Origin of the sequence: Solibacillus ferritrahens (genome assembly GCF_037027585.1) — a bacterium.
In the GTDB taxonomy this organism is placed as follows: Bacteria; Bacillota; Bacilli; order Bacillales_A; family Planococcaceae; genus Solibacillus; species Solibacillus ferritrahens.
The window spans coordinates 23,169-38,946 of the sequence record NZ_JAXCLE010000001.1 but is presented as its reverse complement, the minus strand read 5'-3'; the positions used below and the strand labels follow the sequence as shown (position 1 = coordinate 38,946).

20 protein-coding genes are annotated in these 15,778 nt (G+C 36.2%); 16 read left to right on the top strand and 4 right to left on the bottom strand.

From position 1 onward, the window contains the following. The first annotated feature begins 6 nt into the window (after window positions 1-6). From sufD to SNE38_RS00210, 6 genes are all read left to right on the top strand, one after another. Complete coding sequence (sufD, locus tag SNE38_RS00235) at window positions 7-1,314, top strand: Fe-S cluster assembly protein SufD (RefSeq protein WP_191703833.1); 1,308 nt, start codon at window positions 7-9, stop codon at window positions 1,312-1,314. Continuing rightward, window positions 1,314-2,543, top strand: coding sequence for a cysteine desulfurase (locus SNE38_RS00230; protein WP_191703834.1), 1,230 nt, complete (start codon window positions 1,314-1,316; stop codon window positions 2,541-2,543). Before sufD ends, SNE38_RS00230 begins: the two co-directional genes overlap by 1 nt. Beyond that, a complete protein-coding gene (sufU, locus tag SNE38_RS00225) occupies window positions 2,533-2,973 on the top strand; it encodes a Fe-S cluster assembly sulfur transfer protein SufU (protein WP_191699837.1) in 441 nt (146 codons plus the stop codon). Before SNE38_RS00230 ends, sufU begins: the two co-directional genes overlap by 11 nt. Window positions 2,974-3,039: 66 nt before the next feature. After that, entirely contained in the window at window positions 3,040-4,437 is a 1,398-nt protein-coding gene (gene sufB, locus SNE38_RS00220) for a Fe-S cluster assembly protein SufB (protein WP_191703835.1), read from the top strand. Between the two features lie 40 nt (window positions 4,438-4,477). Further along, window positions 4,478-4,741, top strand: coding sequence for a hypothetical protein (locus SNE38_RS00215; RefSeq protein WP_336045606.1), 264 nt, complete (start codon window positions 4,478-4,480; stop codon window positions 4,739-4,741). An 18-nt stretch (window positions 4,742-4,759) separates the two neighbouring features. Further along, entirely contained in the window at window positions 4,760-4,897 is a 138-nt protein-coding gene (locus tag SNE38_RS00210) for a hypothetical protein (RefSeq protein ID WP_336045605.1), read from the top strand. A gap of 245 nt (window positions 4,898-5,142) precedes the next feature. On the opposite strand, the gene SNE38_RS00205 is transcribed toward SNE38_RS00210, so the two are convergent. Next, the gene (locus SNE38_RS00205) at window positions 5,143-5,613 is read right to left on the bottom strand and encodes a hypothetical protein (RefSeq protein WP_191703838.1); all 471 of its coding nucleotides are present in this window, start codon (window positions 5,611-5,613) and stop codon (window positions 5,143-5,145) included. A 530-nt stretch (window positions 5,614-6,143) separates the two neighbouring features. Here SNE38_RS00205 and SNE38_RS00200 point away from each other — a divergent pair. Then, on the top strand, window positions 6,144-6,287 hold the full coding sequence (locus SNE38_RS00200) for a hypothetical protein (RefSeq protein ID WP_191703839.1): 144 nt from the start codon (window positions 6,144-6,146) through the stop codon (window positions 6,285-6,287). Between the two features lie 47 nt (window positions 6,288-6,334). On the opposite strand, the gene SNE38_RS00195 is transcribed toward SNE38_RS00200, so the two are convergent. Next, complete coding sequence (locus SNE38_RS00195) at window positions 6,335-6,649, bottom strand: thioredoxin family protein (RefSeq protein WP_191703840.1); 315 nt, start codon at window positions 6,647-6,649, stop codon at window positions 6,335-6,337. 114 nt (window positions 6,650-6,763) lie between these two features. Here SNE38_RS00195 and SNE38_RS00190 point away from each other — a divergent pair, with 114 nt between their 5' ends. From SNE38_RS00190 to SNE38_RS00165, 6 genes are all read left to right on the top strand, one after another. Further along, window positions 6,764-7,615, top strand: a complete 852-nt coding sequence (locus SNE38_RS00190; protein WP_336045604.1) for a DUF72 domain-containing protein — start codon at window positions 6,764-6,766, stop codon at window positions 7,613-7,615. A 20-nt stretch (window positions 7,616-7,635) separates the two neighbouring features. Beyond that, entirely contained in the window at window positions 7,636-9,000 is a 1,365-nt protein-coding gene (locus SNE38_RS00185; RefSeq protein WP_336045603.1) for a bifunctional metallophosphatase/5'-nucleotidase, read from the top strand. Between the two features lie 63 nt (window positions 9,001-9,063). Next, window positions 9,064-10,167 carry an HD-GYP domain-containing protein gene (locus SNE38_RS00180; RefSeq protein ID WP_336045602.1) on the top strand — a complete coding sequence of 368 codons (1,104 nt, stop codon included), beginning with the start codon at window positions 9,064-9,066 and terminating at the stop codon, window positions 10,165-10,167. 40 nt (window positions 10,168-10,207) lie between these two features. Beyond that, window positions 10,208-11,005 (top strand): sporulation protein YunB, encoded by a 798-nt coding sequence (gene yunB, locus SNE38_RS00175; RefSeq protein WP_404829015.1) that lies wholly within the window; start codon window positions 10,208-10,210, stop codon window positions 11,003-11,005. Window positions 11,006-11,118: 113 nt separating this feature from the next. Continuing rightward, window positions 11,119-12,030 carry a lipoyl synthase gene (gene lipA / locus SNE38_RS00170; protein WP_191703844.1) on the top strand — a complete coding sequence of 304 codons (912 nt, stop codon included), beginning with the start codon at window positions 11,119-11,121 and terminating at the stop codon, window positions 12,028-12,030. 91 nt (window positions 12,031-12,121) lie between these two features. Then, window positions 12,122-12,466: a YutD family protein gene (locus SNE38_RS00165; RefSeq protein WP_191703845.1), complete on the top strand. Its 345-nt coding sequence runs from the start codon at window positions 12,122-12,124 to the stop codon at window positions 12,464-12,466. A 41-nt stretch (window positions 12,467-12,507) separates the two neighbouring features. Here the strand turns inward: SNE38_RS00165 and SNE38_RS00160 are convergent, their stop codons facing one another. Then, the gene (locus tag SNE38_RS00160) at window positions 12,508-12,774 is read right to left on the bottom strand and encodes a DUF3055 domain-containing protein (RefSeq protein ID WP_191699846.1); all 267 of its coding nucleotides are present in this window, start codon (window positions 12,772-12,774) and stop codon (window positions 12,508-12,510) included. Between the two features lie 91 nt (window positions 12,775-12,865). On the opposite strand from SNE38_RS00160, the gene SNE38_RS00155 reads away from it, so the two are divergent. Continuing rightward, window positions 12,866-13,318: a DUF86 domain-containing protein gene (locus SNE38_RS00155; RefSeq protein ID WP_191703846.1), complete on the top strand. Its 453-nt coding sequence runs from the start codon at window positions 12,866-12,868 to the stop codon at window positions 13,316-13,318. After that, entirely contained in the window at window positions 13,318-14,082 is a 765-nt protein-coding gene (locus tag SNE38_RS00150) for a TIGR01457 family HAD-type hydrolase (protein ID WP_191703847.1), read from the top strand. The genes SNE38_RS00155 and SNE38_RS00150 overlap by 1 nt, the downstream gene beginning before the upstream one ends. A gap of 25 nt (window positions 14,083-14,107) precedes the next feature. Here the strand turns inward: SNE38_RS00150 and SNE38_RS00145 are convergent, their stop codons facing one another. Then, entirely contained in the window at window positions 14,108-14,347 is a 240-nt protein-coding gene (locus SNE38_RS00145; protein WP_191699849.1) for a YuzB family protein, read from the bottom strand. A gap of 323 nt (window positions 14,348-14,670) precedes the next feature. Between SNE38_RS00145 and SNE38_RS00140 the strand changes: the two genes are divergently transcribed. Next, complete coding sequence (locus SNE38_RS00140; RefSeq protein ID WP_191699850.1) at window positions 14,671-15,738, top strand: NAD(P)/FAD-dependent oxidoreductase; 1,068 nt, start codon at window positions 14,671-14,673, stop codon at window positions 15,736-15,738. Window positions 15,739-15,778 lie beyond the last annotated feature (40 nt).

The following is a 15,778-nucleotide window of genomic DNA, read 5'->3' as shown; positions in this document are numbered from 1 at the left end:
ACGAAGATGACGGTTGAAACAAAATTAGCGTTATCAGTAGAAGAAGTACGCTCGTTCTCGCAAAATAACGCTGAACCAGCAGCATTTACTGATTTCCGTGTAAATGCAATGGAAAAAGCTGCTGAGCTTGACTTACCAAAACCAGACAGAACGAATATTAAAAAGTGGAACTTCATTGATTTCGCAAACCATACAGTAGAAAGCGCGCCATTCGCTTCATTGGAAGAACTACCTGAAGAAGTGAAAGCAGTCGTAGATACTGAAAAACAGGAAAACTTATATATCCAACGCAACAATACTCCAGCGTTTGTAAAGGTATCGGAAGAACTTAAAAACAAAGGTGTTATTTTCACAGATATTCAAACAGCGATTCGTGACCATAAAGATTTAGTAGAAAAATACTTTATGACAACAGCTGTAAAAGTGGACGAGCATAAATTGACGGCTTACCATGCTGCACTAGTTAACGGTGGTATTTTCGTATATGTTCCACGCAATGTTGTAATTGAAGAACCTCTTCAAGTTGTATTTTTAAATGACAATGCAGAAGCTTCATTATTCAACCACGTATTATTAGTGGCAGAAGAATCTTCAGCTGTTACTTATGTAGAAACATATATTTCTACATTTGAAGAAGCAAAAGGCCAAGTAAACGTTGTAACGGAAGTAATCGCAAAAGATAATGCACAAGTTACATTCGGTGCAGTAGATAACTTAGCACATGGTTATACTGCATATGTAAATCGCCGTGGACATGCACAGCGCGATGCAAAAATTGACTGGGCATTAGGTTTAATGACGAACTCAGATACAATTTATGAAAATACAACAAACTTAATTGGTGATAACTCTACTTCAGATTTCAAAATGGTAACTGTAGGTAGCGGAGATCAAAAACTTAACTTTACAACATTAATCCGTCAATGGGGTAAAAACTCCGACGGCCAAATTTTAAAACACGGTGTTATGAAAGATAAGGCACAATCTATCTTTAACGGTATCGGTCACATTATGCATGGCGGTACGAAAGCAAATGCTGAGCAAGAATCTCGTGTATTAATGCTTTCTGAAGGAGCTCGTGGTGATGCAAACCCGATTCTTTTAATCGATGAAGATGATGTAACAGCAGGACACGCAGCATCTGTTGGACGTGTTGACCCAACGCAACTTTACTACCTAATGAGCCGCGGTATTTCTAAACAAGAAGCAGAGCGCCTTGTAATTCATGGATTCCTTGCGCCAGTTGTTGCTCAATTGCCAATCGAAGGCGTTAAAAAACAGCTGACGGAGGTTATCGAAAGGAAAGTTCGATAATGATACCAAAAGAAATAAAAAGTTATTTTCCGATATTAAACCAGGAAGTTAATGGACATCCATTAGTTTATTTAGACAGTGCGGCCACATCTCAAAAGCCAATTCAAGTAATTGAAGCAGTGTCGAATTATTATAACTTGGATAATTCAAATGTTCACCGTGGTGTGCATACACTTGGAAACCGTGCAACAGATTCTTATGAAGGTGCACGTGAAAAAGTTCGTAAGTTCATTAATGCCAGTTCAACACAGGAAGTTATTTTTACGCGTGGTACTACTACAGCCCTTAATACGGTAGCTTCAGGCTATGGTCGTCAAAATGTCAAAGAAGGTGATGAAATTGTCATCACGTACATGGAACACCATTCAAACATTATCCCATGGCAACAGCTAGCAAAAGAAAAAGGGGCAGTTTTAAAATATCTTAACCTTGAACCGGACGGTACAATTTCACTGGAAAAAGTACGTGAAATCATTACACCAAAAACAAAAATTGTTTCAATGATGTATGTTTCAAACGTATTAGGTACGATTAACCCGATTAAAGAGATTGCACGTATTGCACATGAAAATGGTGCTATTATGGTAGCTGATTTAGCTCAGGCAGCACCGCATTTAAAGATTGATGTTCAAGATTTAGATGTGGACTTTGCAGGTTTTTCAGGGCATAAAATGTGTGCTCCTACTGGAATTGGGGTACTATATGGAAAAAAAGCGCTTCTTGAAGAAATGGAACCAGTAGAGTTTGGTGGCGAAATGATTGATTTCGTAGGTTTAGAAGAATCAACATGGAAAGAGTTACCGTGGAAATTCGAAGGTGGTACACCGATTATTGCAGGAGCAATTGGTCTGGGTGCTGCAATTGACTTCTTAGAAGAAATAGGTTTAGACAACATCGCAGCACACGAACATAAATTAGCAGGCTATGCGATGGATCAATTAGATACAATTGATGGTCTACAGATTTTTGGTCCACGTGACCCGATGAAACGCTGCGGACTTGTTACATTTAATCTTGACGATGTCCATCCTCATGATGTGGCGACAGTACTTGATATGAGTGGCATTGCAGTTCGTGCGGGACATCATTGCGCCCAACCTTTAATGAAATGGCTTCAAGTATCAGCAACAGCCCGGGCTAGCTTCTATATGTATAATGATGAAGCAGATATTGACCGACTAGTTGCAGGATTGCGCTCAGCGAAGGAGTATTTTGGCGATGTCTTTTAATAATTTAGATCAACTTTATCGTTCCGTAATTATGGATCACTATAAAAACCCTCGTAACAAAGGGGCACTTGAAGAAAACAGTGTGACAATCGATATGAATAACCCAACTTGCGGTGACCGTATCCATTTAACATTGAAGCTAAACGATGGTATCGTAGAAGATGCGAAGTTTGATGGAGAAGGCTGTTCAATCTCTATGTCTTCAGCATCAATGATGACACAAATCGTAAAAGGCAAAAAATTAGACGAAGCTTTAGAATTAGCAGACATTTTCTCAAAAATGATGCTTGGTGAAGACTTCGATGATGAAAAATATGATCTTGGGGATGTGGAAGCACTCCAAGGTGTTGCTAAATTCCCGGCACGTATTAAATGCGCTACATTAGCTTGGAAAGCAATGGAAAAAGGCGTAAATAACGAAAATAAATAATTTAAGTAGGCTAAAGTGCTTGTACAGCATTTTAGCACTTCTCATATGATGAACGGAGGAGACAACATGGCTAAAAAAATGCCTGAAATCGGCGATTATAAGTATGGTTTCCATGATAAGGACGTATCGATTTTCCGTTCTGAACGTGGATTAACTGAAGATATCGTTCGTGAAATCTCAACTATGAAGGAAGAGCCACAGTGGATGCTAGACTACCGCTTAAAAGCTCTTGAAAAATTCTATGAAATGCCAATGCCTCAATGGGGCGGTGACCTTGCGTCATTAAACTTCGATGAAATTACTTATTATGTAAAGCCATCTGAAGCAACAGAACGCTCATGGGATGAAGTGCCTGAAGAAATCAAAGCAACATTTGATAAATTAGGTATTCCTGAAGCAGAACAAAAGTATCTTGCAGGTGTTTCTGCTCAGTATGAATCTGAAGTAGTTTACCATAACATGAAGCAAGATTTAACAGATATGGGGATTATCTTCAAAGATACTGACTCAGCATTAAAAGAAAACGAAGAAATCTTCAAAAAACACTGGGGTACAGTAATCCCTTATACGGATAACAAATTCTCAGCATTAAACTCTGCAGTTTGGTCTGGTGGTTCATTTATTTATATGCCTAAAGGTGTTAAATTAGATACACCATTACAAGCATACTTCCGTATTAACTCTGAAAACATGGGTCAATTCGAGCGTACACTTATTATCGTAGATGAAGATGCTTCTGTGCACTACGTAGAAGGCTGTACAGCGCCTGTTTATACAACGAACTCTCTACACTCAGCTGTAGTAGAAATTATCGTTAAAAAGAACGCATACTGCCGTTACACAACGATTCAAAACTGGGCAAACAACGTTTATAACCTTGTTACAAAACGTACAGTTGTTGAAGAGAACGGTACTATGGAATGGATCGACGGTAACATCGGTTCTAAATTAACAATGAAATACCCTGCTTGTATCCTTAAAGGTGAAGGCGCACGTGGTATGACTCTTTCAATTGCCATTGCAGGTAAAGGTCAACACCAACACGCTGGAGCTAAAATGATTCACTTAGCACCAAATACATCTTCAACAATCGTATCTAAATCGATTGCTAAGCAAGGTGGTAAAGTAACTTATCTTGGGCAAGTGAAATTCGGTAAAAATGCAACAGGTGCTCGTTCAAACATCGAGTGTGACACGTTAATTATGGATAACCAATCAACTTCTGATACAATTCCATATAACGAAATCTTAAATGATAATGTATCTTTAGAGCACGAAGCGAAAGTTTCTAAAGTATCTGAAGAGCAATTATTCTACTTAATGAGCCGTGGTATTTCTGAAGAAGAAGCGACAGAAATGATCGTAATGGGCTTCATCGAGCCATTCACAAAAGAATTACCAATGGAATACGCAGTAGAAATGAACCGTCTAATCAAGTTCGAGATGGAAGGTTCTATCGGATAATTTAGGGGATAAAACTTTGAGGTGAAAGGCTTTACATGGCTTGAAAAATCGCCGAAAAGCCTATTTGCCCAAAAATTGCCCACAAAAGATTTTAATTTGTATATTTAAGATTATTTTTGTAAAGGTCGAGCGCATCTTGCTCGATCTTTTTTGTTATATGCAAATAAGTATCGGCAGTCGTTTAGCTAGACAAAATGGAAAGGCGGGTGAAGAAGAAGCGCTCCTAACATCAAAAGAGAAATATCAGGTCATCAATGGAACGATTCGTTTGTCTACTGAAAAATTTGATGATAGTGAATGTTAGCCTAAGCGGATATTATAAATGAAACGTGGAGAAACGAAAAGTGCGATACGAATAGTAATAGAAGATCAATATTATCTATTCTTAAAAATCATTTATGATCAGGCGAAAGGGAATATTGGTTATCCTGGCTCTTATACGGGACACTCGAAAAGTTAAAAGACAATTTAGATGGCAACCTTCATCCGGAAGCTATGATTCAATCCATAAAGCTTTTTTTATACATACTTGGAATATCAAAGGCTTGTTAAAGAAGTAGGCTTGAAATAGGTCCGCAAGAAAGCAATGGTCATTAAAAAAATGACTCCGGCAATATACCGAAGTCATCTCATCACAGCGTAAAACTACTACAGCTTTTTATATTCAAATGTCTACAATATAGGCTTTAAGTCTGTTCCTATATATTAATTAGTTTTTTTATCAAAGAATAAATTTAAATCTGTTTTATCAGTATCCTCAGCTAAAGCTATATTAATATATTGGTTTAATTCTGAGATTTTCGCTTTTTCAAAAAATGGTACACTTATGTAGTGTGGTGATCCTGATTTTTCGATATTTAATATTGTTTGGATTCCACTACCCGCAACACCTATACCAATAATTAACCAAAATAAAGCCCCGAAAAAACTTTCTCCTAAAGAACCGATGCCGATAAAAATCAAAATTAAGCCAATAATTATTGCCTTAATATTGTATTTTGAAGATAACATAGATCCAGAAATATTTTTTAAAGGAATACTTTGTTCATCTTTTCCTGCAGGGATAAATCCTAGGATTGTATTTGATAAATTTGTTTTTACAAATCTGTTATCAACTTCGACTGCACCTTTTACCCAAAAAAATAACAGACTTGTCGAAAAACTAATTCTCTTCATGTTGAAAATCTCCTTTTGTGTTACTATTTGCTTACGCTAATCAATTATACCAAATTACCTAAATTATGTCATTATTAATTTTTTGAATCAGACAAAGGTAACATAAAATCTGTTGAATTATTAATTCTAAATACATAAAATTAATTTTATTTTTTTCTTTATATAAGATACTCTAACTTTTTCTTAATACCAAAATAATTTGATATAATGTGAGACACGTTTGAAATTTATATTTTCTAATTTGTAATTTACGATTAATGAGGAGTTATGTTGTTAAAGAATTTGCGGAAGATGGTATAAAGAAGAAAGTTTCATAAATTTGGTTCACTTAATGATTATCATATACAGACATAAATAAAAATAAATTCTTCCACTAGGAATTTTGCCTAAGAGGAATTGTGTTGAATTCGTGAAGAAAACAGTATTTTTGCGAGATTATTTTAATTAAATACTTAGCTGCCGTTTACAATAATTGTATTAGATGGAATAATGGGATTATAGATTATGTGTATATAAAGGAGCGAGCTATAATGGAAAACTTATTCTGGCCAATTACTTTAGGGGTACCTGCTGTAGTATTAGTAGTGGCAGTAGTCGTTATTTTTTGGGCATTAGGACAAAAGAAGAACAACAAACTTTGGAAAAACGAAGAGCACGAAGGTATAATCAAATAATTAAAAAATGCTTCAAACGGATATTTCTTTTCGTTTGAAGCATTTTTCTATTTGAGGTTGGAAATAAAGTTTTCAATTTCTTCCTGCGTTTTACGGTCTTTGCTGACAAAGCGACCAAGCTCAATTCCGTTTTCATAAGCTAAAAAGCTAGGAATACCGATAATTCCTAAATCGATACAAAGGTCTAAAAACTTATCACGGTCAACTTTAACGAATTTGTAATTTGAAAACTTTTCAACTACTTCCGGCATGAACGGATCGATAAAACGACAATCGCCACACCAATCTGCTGTAAATTCAAAAATCACTGCCGAGCTACTTTTAAATTGCTCAAATTCCTCGATTGATTGTAAAATATGCATAAACTGAACCTCCCTTTTCTACTATTATGGTAGGAATTATTTCATTTTGCAATGTATCGACTTACATATGTTCAGGTTGTTGTACAATACAATTAATTAAAGAGGTGAGTTGAAATGATTTCAATCGGCTTAACTGGTTGGGGCGATCACCCAGATGTTTATAGTAAAGTGACGGCAGCAAAAGATAAATTATTTGATTATAGTGGGCACTTTCCTGTTGTAGAGTTGGATACCTCGTTTTATGCTATACCGTCTATTGAAAATGTAAAAAAATGGTGTAAAGATACGCCTGATAATTTTCAATTCGTTATAAAGGCATATCAAGGGATGACAGGTCATCTTCGGGATGAATTGCCGTTCGAAACGAAAAATGATATGTTCAATGCATTTAGATCATGTGCCGATACATTCAAAAAGCATGGAAAGCTGGCGATGGTGCTTGTACAGTTTCCTCCATGGTTTGACTGTCAAAGAAAAAATGTACAGTATATTCGCTATATAAAACAACAACTGACAGATTATCCAATTGCGATTGAGTTTCGCAATCAAACTTGGTATAGTCCCCAAACGAAAGAAAAGACACTACAATTTTTAAAAGAACACCAATTTATCCATACTGTTTGTGATGAACCGCAAGCGGGAAGCGGTTCAGTTCCATTCGTACCTGTTGCTACAAATAATGAAGTACTTCTCAGAATACATGGTCGAAATGTACATGGCTGGCGCAATATTGGGCACGGGGAGAATTGGAGAAAAGTTCGATTTTTATATGATTACAATGAGGAAGAACTGCAGAAACTTGCAGAAGACATCCAACTTTTAGAGACACAGGTAGAGCATATTTATGTTTTATTTAATAATAATTCTGGTGGACATGCAGCTAAAAATGCAAAACGGTTGCAGCAAATCTTACGTATTGAATTTGGTGGACTTGCACCAAAGCAGCTAGGATTTTTTGAAGAGTAAATGAGAGTGGGGGAGCAAAAATGCGAGAAATAATTCATTTTTTTCATACGAATGATTTGCATAGTCATTTTACGTATTGGAAGCGCAGTCAATCGTTTATACAAATGCAACGCAAAATGCTGTCCGATCGAGGAGAAACAAGCTTTTTAGTGGACTTAGGGGATCATATAGACCGTTCTAATTTGTATACAGAAGCAACATTAGGCAAAGGCAATATAAAAATGCTGAATGAGGCGCAATACGATGTTGTAACAATAGGAAATAATGAAGGAATCACACTTCCTTACGATGTCCTTTTTCATTTATACGATGATGCTGAATTTGAAGTGGTAGTCGGTAATCTTTACTCGCAATTTGAAGAGAATCCAAGGTGGATGAAACCATATACAATTTTAACAACAAGGTATGGGACGAAAATTGCAGTAATTGCAGCGACAGCGCAATTTGACCTTTTTTATAAAGAACTTGGTTGGGAAGTAACAACACCTCGTGCAGATTTAATAAAATTGGCGTTTGAATTAAAAAAACATGCCAATATTATAATTTGCATGTCTCACTTAGGAATTACAGAAGATGAGTTGTTAGCACAGGAATGTCCGATTATTGATGTAATCTTTGGCTCGCATACACATCACGTGTTTGAACAGGGACGTCTAGAAAATAATGTCCTTTTAACAGGGGGCGGTAAATTCGGCCAATATATTGGTCAGTTGGAGATGGAGTATGATCATTCAACACAGTCATTAACTGCCAAAAAAGATCGCCTGTATGAAAATGCTCTTTTACCTGAAGTTGAAGATGAAGGGGAATGGTTAATCCAATTACAAAAGGAAGCTAAGCTTATACTGGATGAACCTGTTTTTACTTTAACAAAATCATATAATAAAGAATGGTTTCACCGCTCCCAATTATCCAATTTATTTGCAGAATGTATGTATGACTATACGAAAGCGGATTGTCTCATGTTTAATGCGGGCATTTTCGTGGATAAATTACCAAAAGGGCAAATTTCTACATATGATATTCATAAAATTCTACCTCATCCGATAAATATATGTGTCGTTCAAATAACTGGTAGTGAACTAAAAGAAATATTCCTCCAATCTGAAAATGAAGAATGGTCAAGGCTTGAATTAAAAGGGCTAGGCTTTAGAGGAAATATTTTCGGGAAAATATTGAATTATGGTATTGAAATTACGAAGCAACGTGAATTGTTCATTAACGGTCATCTCATGGAATCAGATAAGGTATATCGTTTAGCTACGTTGGATTTATTTACGTTTGGCTATTTCTTCCCTAGTTTTAAATATGCAAAGAAGGAATATTACTTACCGGATTTTATAAGAGATGTATTTAAAAGTTACTGTATGAAGAAATTTCAATGATAATTTATATATTTCTAACCCATTAAACGTGAATACGTAATATTAGAATGGAGAAATAAACAAATGCGATTAATATCGATTAATGTTTTGAAAGAAGGTATGGTAGTTGGGAGGACTATATGGAATGAAGCCGGACATCCACTCCTCCATAAAGATGTAATTGTAACGAATCGAATTATTGAAAGGCTACGACAACTTAATATTCAATATTTATACATTGATGACAGCCTTTCTACAGGAATAGAAATAGAAGAAACCATTGAACTGAAGAAACGAATTGAAGCAGTAAAAAATATGACCCAAGCATTTACAAATATCAAACAGGCTATACCAAACCAGTCCTCTTTTGTACTTGATCAACAGTCTAAAATAATCTGCTTAATAGTAGATGATATTATGAATTCTATTATTAATAGCGACGATGTATTAATGGTGCTGACAGATGCCTATTTATATGATGAATACATTTATCAGCACTCATTTCAAGTTTCAATGTATTCGATTGCGATAGCAAAAGAAATGGGATACTCGTATGAAGATATTCGATTAATTGGGATCGGAGCACTTTTACATGATATAGGAAAACTGCTTATACCTATTGAGATTCTATTGAAGCCAGGACAATTAACAGAAGATGAGTATGAAGAGATAAAACGTCATGCACAATACGGTTTTGACTTATTGCGCAACTTGCATAGCCTATCTTTACTTATAGCGCATTGTGCATTTCAACATCATGAACGAATTGATGGGAGTGGATATCCACGAGGAATTGTGGACCATGAAATTCATCCATTTGCAAAGATAATTGCGGTTGCAGACGTATTCGACGCATTGACATCAAATCGAGTATATCGAGAAAAAATGTTGCCGACTGAAGCAATAGCTATCATTGCTAAAGATGATGGAACGAAATTTGATACAAAAGTTGTGGAGGCTTTCAAAAGAAGTATAGTCCACTATACAAACGGAACCATTGTATTGCTGACAGATGGACGACGTGGAATTGTATCAAAACAAAACTTAATCGATGTAACCCGTCCCTGGATTAGGATTTTTGAAGAAGATGATAACCGATTGGGTGCTACATATGAAATATGTTTGAGTGACTACCCTGGAATCTACATAAAAAAAATTGAAACAGAATTTGCTGTATATGTTGAATAAAAAATCCTCCTTCTCATATTTTAAGAGAAGGAGGATTTATTTGCGTTTTGGTAAAAGAAAGTGGAATTCAAAGTCAAAGAAGTCAAAGGCAAAACCCTATGGCAGAAAAAAAGGCAAAATGCATAATGTTGTTACGGTTGTTGTCGTAAGTATTATCGCAATGGTTTGTATTAGTATATATGTATTAAATGCAAGGTTAATGCCAATATATTTGGATTATGCCGAAATACAAACATATAAAGTTGCCTCGTATGTCGTAAGTAAAGCCATTAATTCAAGAACCTCAAGTGTTCTCGATGTGAATGATATTATTGTAGATTTACCGACACAATCAACTGATATGATAACGACAAAATTTAATACGGAAATCATTAACCAAGTGCGTGCAGAAACAACGGCATTAGTAAAAGAATATTTAGAGCAAGCAGAAAATGGGGATTTATCGCATTTGCCGAATTTGGAAAATGTCGAATATGATGTTGGAAAGATGGAAGCTGGAGACGGAATTGTATTTTTTGTGCCTTTAGGGCAGGCCCTGAATATTCCAATAATCGGGAATCTGGGACCGAAAATACCTATTCGTTTTCATATTATCGGGAATGTACATAGCAATGTTGAAAACACTGTTAGTGAATTCGGCATAAATAATGCCATTGTAGAAGTGAATTTATTCATTGAAGTAAATGTTCAAATTATCGTCCCGTTTGCGAGTAAATCTGCATCCGTAGAGCAGAAAATTCCAGTTGCCATTGGATTAGTACGAGGAACTGTTCCTCATATTTACAGTGCCGGTGAAGGGGCACAACCATCCATTGAAGTACCTATCCCTTACGAATAATAACTCAATTGCGATAAAATTAAATATTAAGAATACTGTGTTGTTGGAAATTATTTAATATGGTACTCTGACATCAGTAACAACTAGTAGTTGAGTGAAGGGGAGTAAGTGGAATGACATCTTGTAAACCAACTAATCTGAAGGAAGAGCATTTACGTAAGCCGGAATGGTTAAAAATTAAGCTGAATACGAATGATGAATATAAGGCATTAAAAAAGTTAATGCGGGACAATAATTTGCATACTGTATGTGAAGAAGCACGTTGTCCGAATATTCATGAGTGCTGGGGTGAGCGGCGTACAGCTACAATGATGATTCTCGGCTCTGTATGTACACGTGCCTGTCGCTTCTGTGCAGTTAAAACGGGATTACCAAACGAATTAGATTTAGCAGAACCGGAGCGCGTAGCAGATTCAGTTGCATTAATGAATTTAAAACACGTAGTAATTACGATGGTAGCCCGGGATGATTTAAAAGATGGCGGAGCTGAAGTTTTGGCGGAAACAGTCCGTGCCATCCGTCGTAAAAGTCCATTAACTTCAGTGGAAGTGTTGCCTTCTGATTTAGGCGGTCGAGAAGAAAGTCTACGCTTACTTATGGATGCTAAACCTGATATTTTAAATCACAATATTGAAACAGTCCGTAGCTTAACACCACGTGTACGTGCGAAAGCAACATATGACCGGTCATTAGAATTTTTGCGTAAAGCAAAAGAGATGCAGCCAAATATACCGACAAAATCATCATTAATGATCGGCTTAGGAGAAACAATTGAAGAAATTTATGAAGTAATGGATGACCTGCGTGCAAACAACGTAGATATTATGACGATAGGGCAATATTTACAGCCGACGAAAAAACATTTGCCTGTAAAGAAATATTACTCTCCAATCGAGTTTGGAAAGCTACGGAAAATTGCCATGGAAAAAGGCTTCAGTCATTGTGAAGCTGGTCCGTTAGTACGCAGTAGCTACCATGCAGATGAGCAAGTAAATGCTGCTGCAAACCATAAAGTTGAGATCTGATGAATTTTGCCGTCTTTTTGAAATTTTGTAGTGAATATTGCTTTCATGCTCAATATTCATTAACATGGAAATAAGATAGGTGGTGTCTAGTTTGATTATTGCGGAAGGTTATACTTACGAAGTGATTGAAAATGTGCGGGAAGGCTTTCAAGAAGAAGCGTTTCTGACACGTTATTCAGATATTTTAACAAAATACGATTATATTGTTGGTGACTGGGGTTATGGTCAGTTGCGTTTAAAAGGCTTTTTTGATGATAAAAACCAAAAATCAACATTTGACACAAAAATCAGCACAATACAGGATTATTTATACGAGTATTGTAATTTTGGCTGTGCATATTTTGTTGTTCAAAAAACCGGTCGTGCAGTAGAAGTGAAAAAAGAACAAGAAATAGAGAAAACTGGTGAAGAAAAGGTTGCTGAAGTAGCTGAATAACTGAAAAACGAGGAGACGTTAAAATACGTTTCCTCGTTTTTTTAGCTTAATAGCTCACGTAAATATTCACGCAGGTCTTCTGTATCAGCCTCGGTACGGTTATAAACATGCTCTAAATAACCTGGTTCTTCTACATCATCAGCACCGATAATAGCAAATCTTCCAAACTGAATATCTAGCACGAGAACCTTCCCGAAAAAGCGACTGCTTTGTAAAATCGCTAAATCATAACGTTGCGATTTACCGGCAAAACTAACAAAGCGCGTTTTTGTGTCTTCTACATCATCATATAAGAAAAATCGTTCCATTTTATTTTGAACCCCTTCCATTTCTAAAGAATATGGTACTATATAAGGGAAAACACTATCAACTTTTATTGATTGAATGGAGGCTTTATCTATGTACTTCGTAGATAGAAATAAAATTACAAACAACTTATCACATTTAGATGAATTAATATCAATTTTTGAATCAACGGACAACTGGCTAGGCGATGAAATTCATAAGCTTGCTTTACAGCGTATCGGCCATAATGTCATGGAAGCGATGATGGACGTGGGGAACCTTGTAATCGATGGCTTCATTATGCGTGACCCAGGTAGCTATGAAGACATTATCGATATTTTTGTTGATGAAAAAGTAATTACACCTGAAATGGATGCACCGCTAAAAGCAGTAGTGGGATTACGTAAAATGATTGTTCGTGAATTTATCGCAGTCGATAATGAAGAGATTTTAACAGTGCTAACTTCAAATTTAAGCATACTAAAACAATTCTCCAGTAAAGTTGAAGATTATTTATTAAATGAGTTAGGTCCGGTTTCAGCATTTTTACCAGAGGACCATGCATAATGCAGACTTATAAAGCGTACTGTTTTGATTTGGATGGAACAGTTTACCGAGGTAAAACGGGCATCAAATCTGCAGTGCAATTTATCCATCATCTTCAAACACAAGGAATCGAGCCTTATTATTTAACGAATAACTCGTCAAAAACACGGGAGACATTGCAGCAACTACTACAAAGTGTTGGGATTGAGGCACCACTTCACCATATATATTCGAGTTCATTAGCAACAGCAAAGTATGTTGCAACAATCTGCAGTAATAATAAGGTGAATGTCGTAGGAGAAGCAGGTATTCGTAAAGCGTTACTTGAAGAAGGATTAGAAATTACTGACGAACAAAGCGATGTTCTTGTAATGGGCATCGATCGCCAAATAAGTTATGAAAAGCTTGTAAAGGCAAGTGCCTATGTCCAAAATGGTGCAAAGTTAATCGGAACAAATCAGGATATTAAATTTCCAAACGAGAACGGTTTTGCACCTGGCAATGGCTCGTTCGTTCATTTAGTCGCTAATGTAGCAGGAGTAACACCGCTATTTATTGGAAAACCATCACCTGTAATGCTTCAAATTATTGCGGACGAGCATCGCTTTAAAAAAGAGGAAATGGTCATGATAGGTGACAATTATGACACCGACATTTTATGTGGCATACATTTTGGCTGTGATACAATTCATGTCAATACGGGTGTAACGCCGATAGAAATCGTAAAACAGCAGTCACAGCTACCAACTTACTATGTAGAGAATTTAATTGAACTTCTAAAATAATGCAAAAGAAATCCGATGTGGGTTGTTACCACATCGGATTTTCTTCGATATATTCATAAATGCGCTTCGTCAGTTCTTCCGGTGTATCTGCCTCGACTAAATCACCATTTACAACTGCATAAAAGCATTGAGCACATTTTGTACAGTAGCTTAAGCAACCATATTCCAAAACATCTATATCAGGGTCTTGTTCTAATTGTTCATATGTTTGTTGTGCACCATTTGCTAAGTTACTAATACAAAATTCGACTAATGGATTTAACATATCGTCACCTCACTATTAGCCATGCTACTTTGTTTTTTTATTGACGTCAATTGCTCTGTTTCGTAATATATTACTATGTGAATTAATTCACAAAAACTCATTTAATATATTGTGAAATTTATCACAAACAGTTATAATGTTTATGGAAAGTTTGTGAACATACTATTCTTCGTGCAGTAAGTGTTCTATTTCGTACTGAATGAAGGTAGAGCTTCTGACAGGCGTTGCAGATTAATATAGATTTTTTGGGTAAACTAGAAAAAAAACAGACACAATTACGCGTAGGTGTAATTGATTAATTACAGAATATGAGGGAAATTGCTATGCAGAAATTAGTATTATTAGGTGGCGGATATGGGAATATGCGAATTTTACTTCGTTTATTACCAGGCTTACCAGCAGATGTAGAAATTACATTGGTGGATCGTACACCTTTCCATAGTTTAAAAACAGAATTTTACGCACTTGCAGCGGGTACTTCTACAGATAAAGAAATCCGAGTTGCGTTTCCGGAGCATGAGCGGTTAAATCGTGTGTATGGAGAAGTTGTTCGAATTGATCGTGAAGATAAAAAAGTCTATTTGGAAGACGGACAGGAACTGGCATATGACCAGCTTGTTATCGGTTTAGGTTGTGTCGATAAATATCATGGTGTCCCAGGCGCTGATGAATTCACATATAGTATTCAAACTATTGCAAAATCCCGCAAAACATTTGAAAAGGTTTGCGGATTAGCACCTGGCTCAACTGTAGCAATTATTGGTGCAGGACTTTCAGGAATTGAGCTTGCAAGTGAATTGCGCGAAAGTCGCTCAGATTTAAAAATTAAATTATTTGACCGTTCGCACCGGATTTTACGAGACTTCCCAGAAAAGTTAAGTGAATATATTAAATCATGGTTCGAAAAACATAATGTTGAAGTTATTGCTGAATCTAACATTACCCGCGTTGAAGAAGGACGACTTTACAATCACGATGAAGTTATTGAAGCGGATGTAATTGTTTGGACTGCAGGTGTACAGCCTGTAAAAATCGTTCGTGAATTAGATGTAGAAAAAGATAAATTTAATCGTCCAATCATTACGGACCATTACCATGTAGTTGGTGATGAGGATGTATACGTAGTAGGAGATTGTGCTTCTTCTCATTTACCACCAACAGCCCAATTAGCCGAGGAACAAGGCGAGCGTATTGTAAAAGTACTTAAAATGCGCTGGAAGGGCGAGCCATTACCAGAAAAGCTTTCAGAAATTAAAATGAAGGGCTTTATGGGTTCCCTAGGGAAAAAGCAAGGCTTTGTTCATTTAGCAGATACAACGGTAACAGGACGTATTGCACGCCTTATGAAGTCAGGTCTTCTTTGGTATTATAAACGTCAAAACGATAATTAATAAAATTTTAATCATTAAAAATGCCTCTCTAGCAATATCT

Bases quoted from the DNA above. Each gene is read 5' to 3' on its own strand.
- sufD (WP_191703833.1), top strand. From the start codon at position 7: ATGACGGTTGAAACAAAATTAGCGTTATCAGTAGAAGAAGTACGCTCG.
- SNE38_RS00230 (WP_191703834.1), top strand. From the start codon at position 1,314: ATGATACCAAAAGAAATAAAAAGTTATTTTCCGATATTAAACCAGGAA.
- sufU (WP_191699837.1), top strand. From the start codon at position 2,533: ATGTCTTTTAATAATTTAGATCAACTTTATCGTTCCGTAATTATGGAT.
- sufB (WP_191703835.1), top strand. From the start codon at position 3,040: ATGGCTAAAAAAATGCCTGAAATCGGCGATTATAAGTATGGTTTCCAT.
- SNE38_RS00210 (WP_336045605.1), top strand. From the start codon at position 4,760: ATGAAACGTGGAGAAACGAAAAGTGCGATACGAATAGTAATAGAAGAT.
- SNE38_RS00205 (WP_191703838.1), bottom strand. From the start codon at position 5,613: ATGAAGAGAATTAGTTTTTCGACAAGTCTGTTATTTTTTTGGGTAAAA.
- SNE38_RS00200 (WP_191703839.1), top strand. From the start codon at position 6,144: ATGGAAAACTTATTCTGGCCAATTACTTTAGGGGTACCTGCTGTAGTA.
- SNE38_RS00195 (WP_191703840.1), bottom strand. From the start codon at position 6,649: ATGCATATTTTACAATCAATCGAGGAATTTGAGCAATTTAAAAGTAGC.
- SNE38_RS00190 (WP_336045604.1), top strand. From the start codon at position 6,764: ATGATTTCAATCGGCTTAACTGGTTGGGGCGATCACCCAGATGTTTAT.
- SNE38_RS00185 (WP_336045603.1), top strand. From the start codon at position 7,636: ATGCGAGAAATAATTCATTTTTTTCATACGAATGATTTGCATAGTCAT.
- SNE38_RS00180 (WP_336045602.1), top strand. From the start codon at position 9,064: ATGCGATTAATATCGATTAATGTTTTGAAAGAAGGTATGGTAGTTGGG.
- lipA (WP_191703844.1), top strand. From the start codon at position 11,119: ATGACATCTTGTAAACCAACTAATCTGAAGGAAGAGCATTTACGTAAG.
- SNE38_RS00160 (WP_191699846.1), bottom strand. From the start codon at position 12,774: ATGGAACGATTTTTCTTATATGATGATGTAGAAGACACAAAAACGCGC.
- SNE38_RS00155 (WP_191703846.1), top strand. From the start codon at position 12,866: ATGTACTTCGTAGATAGAAATAAAATTACAAACAACTTATCACATTTA.
- SNE38_RS00150 (WP_191703847.1), top strand. From the start codon at position 13,318: ATGCAGACTTATAAAGCGTACTGTTTTGATTTGGATGGAACAGTTTAC.
- SNE38_RS00145 (WP_191699849.1), bottom strand. From the start codon at position 14,347: ATGTTAAATCCATTAGTCGAATTTTGTATTAGTAACTTAGCAAATGGT.
- SNE38_RS00140 (WP_191699850.1), top strand. From the start codon at position 14,671: ATGCAGAAATTAGTATTATTAGGTGGCGGATATGGGAATATGCGAATT.